2 protein-coding genes are annotated in these 1,100 nt (G+C 65.4%); both read left to right on the forward strand.

What is annotated here, in order from left to right:
* A partial coding sequence (locus Y708_RS28065) for a DUF6807 family protein (RefSeq protein WP_155853679.1) occupies nucleotides 1-211 on the forward strand: 211 nt, incomplete at its 5' end.
* The coding region (locus tag Y708_RS22695) for a M24 family metallopeptidase (protein WP_051478565.1) at nucleotides 211-1,100 on the forward strand (890 nt) is incomplete at its 3' end. The genes Y708_RS28065 and Y708_RS22695, both read left to right, overlap by 1 nt.

Genomic DNA, 1,100 nt, shown 5'->3' on the forward strand with positions numbered 1-1,100 from the left:
GGCCACCCTTGTATTCCTTGCCCCACCGGAGGCGCCGGATCCATGGTTTGTTCGATCCTCCGGATACCCGGGTGTGGGGCAGTCCCTGGCTTGGGAAGAGGCAGTCACGATCACGCGTGGCACGCCGCTGATCCGCACCGTCACCGTGTTCATTGCCGACGGCCGGCTGGACGATGCCGCAATCCTTCGACTGACAAGTGGAGAATACTGATGAACACGTCAGCAGTTGACATCGCCTCGGACGCCGTAAGCCGCGATCAGCAGGAGGAACGAACCGTAAAGCGCGCGCGTGTGCTGGCCATCCTCGACGAGCTTGGCCGCGACTCTGTGCTTCTCACCTCCCATACGGTACTGACCTGGTATCTCGGTGGGAGCCGCATCCACATCAGCCTCGCCAGCGACCCGGTGGCGGCGCTGCTGGTGGACCGGCAGGGCGATCATTTGGTGACCTACAACAATGAGGCCGACCGCCTCATGCGTGAGGAGCTCCCGGCGGACCTCACTGTGCATCCGATTCCCTGGTACGGCACACTGCACGACGCCGGCAGTTCACTGGGGCGGTCGGCACCGCTTGCGGAATCCGGGATCGCCCGTCAGCTTCGCAATGCGCGCCAATCCCTGCTGCCGGTGGAGCTTGGTCGGTATGAACAGCTCAACCGGGACGTTGCGAGCGCGCTCACGGACGTTCTGTCCGCTGCTCGCCCGGAAACAACCGAACGCGATGTGGCGGCGGCCCTCGCATCACGGATGATCACCATGGGCGCCGACCCGCTGGTGCTGTTGTGCAACGGCGCCAGCCGGTCCGCGTTCAGGCACCCGCTCCCCACACCGGCCCCGCTGGGGCGCCGGGCGATGGCTGTGGTGTGTGCACGCCGGGACGGAATGGTCGCCAATGTCACCCGTTGGGTCCGCTTTGACGGCTCCACTGTTGTGGAACGTGACGCCGAGGCGCGGATCGCCGAGGTGGAAGCCGATATCTTTGCGGCGACAGTTCCGGGGGCCCGGCTTAATGAGGTTTTTCGGACTATCCAGCAGGCATACCCGAGGTACGGGTTTGGCCCTAACCAGTGGCGGCTGCACCATCAGGGCGGGCCGGCCGG

It is taken from the genome of Arthrobacter sp. H5, from assembly GCF_000520595.1.
GTDB lineage: Bacteria > Actinomycetota > Actinomycetes > Actinomycetales > Micrococcaceae > Arthrobacter_D.